1 protein-coding gene is annotated in these 2,337 nt (G+C 69.2%); it reads left to right on the top strand.

From position 1 onward, the window contains the following. Window positions 1-21: 21 nt before the first annotated feature. Window positions 22-2,337, top strand: a 2,316-nt coding sequence (locus tag FVW20_RS12880) for an NAD-glutamate dehydrogenase domain-containing protein (protein ID WP_307831529.1), incomplete at its 3' end; no start/stop codon positions are given.

Raw genomic sequence — 2,337 nt, 5'->3', positions numbered from 1 at the left:
GACAGACCCGGCGGGCCTGGCGTGCCCGGCGCAGTTGCGGGCGGCGGGAACGCGCTGTCCGCGGAACCCTGCGACGTCCGGCGCGAAACGCGCATCGTGGTGGCCATGCGCCATCCCCCGGCCACGGGGCTGCTGCTGCAGATCGCCCGGATCATGCGCCGCCTGGACATCACCGTGCACCGCTCCTACGCGGACACCTTTGCCGACGAGTCGGACGAGACGGCAGTCATGAGCTTCTACGTGTCGCACAAGGGCGACCTGATCCTGGACGATTCCGCCCTGTGGCAGAACCTGCGCAAGAAGCTGCGACTGGTGAAGTGGTTCGCCCCGCACGAACTGGAAATCCTGGCCGACGAGGAAGCCTGGCCCATCAAGCGCATCATGCTGCTGCAGGCGGCCTGCGGCTTTGCCCACGTGTTCCTGGCCAAGGACAACCAGTGGGCCTTCAGCACCCAGAACGTGGTGCGCATCGTGCTGGCCCGCCGGGCCGAAACCGCCGCGCTGGTGGACTGGTTCGAGGCCCGCTTCGACCCCACCCTGGGCGACCGCGAGGCGGTCGCGCGCAGGCTGGAGGCCGACGCGACCGATGCCGTGAATGCGGTGGCCGACGAGCGCGAGCGCGCCGTGTTGCTGATGATCCAGCGTTTCTTCCGCCACGTGCTGCGCACCAACTACTTCCTCGACACCATCTACGGCCTGTCCTTCCGGCTGGACCCGGAATTCCTGCCGCCCGCCTACCGTTACGAGGGCGAGGAACTGCCCTTCGGCATCTTCTTCTTCCACGCGCCGGGGGGGCTCGGCTTTCACATCCGCTATCGCGACATGGCGCGCGGCGGCGTGCGCGTGGTTCCCACCCGCACCCATGAGCAGTTCGAACTGGAATCGAACCGACTGTACGACGAGGTGAAGGGGCTGGCCTACGCCCAGCAGGTCAAGAACAAGGACATCCCGGAGGGCGGGGCCAAGGCGGTCATCCTGCTGGGCCCGCTGGGCGACGTGGGGCTGGCCGTGGCGTCGGTCATCAACTCGCTGCTGGACGTGGTGCTGCCCGGCCAGGACACCCCGGCCCTGCCCGGCGTGGTGGATTACCTGGGCCGCGAGGAAATCATCTACTGCGGCCCGGACGAGAACATCCAGCCCGCGCACATCGCCTGGATGGTGGAACGCGCCCGCCAGCGCGGCTACCGCTGGCCCTCGGCGTTCATGAGCTCCAAGGCCGGGGCGGGCATCAACCACAAGCAGTACGGCGTCACCAGCATCGGGGTGATGGTCTTTGCCGAGGAAATGCTGCGGCATCTGGGCATCGATCCCTTCACCCAGCCGTTCACGGTGAAGATCACCGGCGGTCCCAAGGGCGACGTGGCGGGCAACCTGATGCGCCTGATGTTCAAGGCCTACGGCGACAACGCGCGCATCGTGGCCGTCAGCGACGGGCACGGCGGGGCCTGGGATCCGGACGGGCTGGACCGGGCCGAACTGCTGCGCCTGGTGGACGCGCAGCGCAGCATCAGCGCCTTCGACCCGGCCCGGCTGCGCGGCGAGGGGGCGTGGGTGGCCGTGTCCGACACCCCGGAAGGGGTGCGCCGCCGCAACACCCTGCACAACACCGCCCACGCCGATATATTCATCCCCGCCGGGGGGCGGCCCGACACCATCAATACCCGCAACTGGCACGACTTCTTCGACCGGGGCGGGGCGCCCACGGCGCGCGCCATCATCGAGGGGGCCAACCTGTTCGTGGCGCCGGAGGCGCGCAAGCGCCTTGCCGAGCGCGGAGTGCTGGTGGTGCACGGCTCGTCGGCCAACAAGACCGGGGTCATCTGCTCCTCGTACGAGGTGCTGGGCGGCCTTGTCATGACCGACGAGGAATTCATCGCCCACAAGGTCCGCTTCGTGGCCGAGGTGCTGGACATCCTGCGGGTGCGCGCCCGCGACGAGGCGCGCCTGCTGCTGTCCGAAATACGCCGCTGCGACGGCTGCAAGGCCCTGCACGAGATTTCCGTGGATGTCTCGCTGGAAATGAACGCCGTGGCCGATGCGCTGTACGCGGCGCTGGTGGCGCGCGGCGAACCGGTGGAGGCCGACCCCGCCTTGCGCCAGGTGCTGCTGGGCTACCTGCCGCCGGTGCTTGTGGAGCGCTTTCCCGAGCGGATCTTCGAACGCATTCCGCTGCGCCACCAGTATGCGCTGGTGGCCGCGCACACGGCATCGCGCATCGTCTACGCAGAAGGCGCGGGCTGGCTGGCTCCGCTGGCGCGCCAGCGTGATGCCGAAAGCGTGGCCCGGGCCTGGCTGCGCGAGGACGGGCGCATCCGCGACCTGATCGCGGCGGTGTCG

The organism is Nitratidesulfovibrio oxamicus, assembly GCF_015731765.1.
GTDB lineage: Bacteria > Desulfobacterota > Desulfovibrionia > Desulfovibrionales > Desulfovibrionaceae > Cupidesulfovibrio > Cupidesulfovibrio oxamicus.
This window is presented reverse-complemented; position numbering and strand designations above follow the sequence as displayed.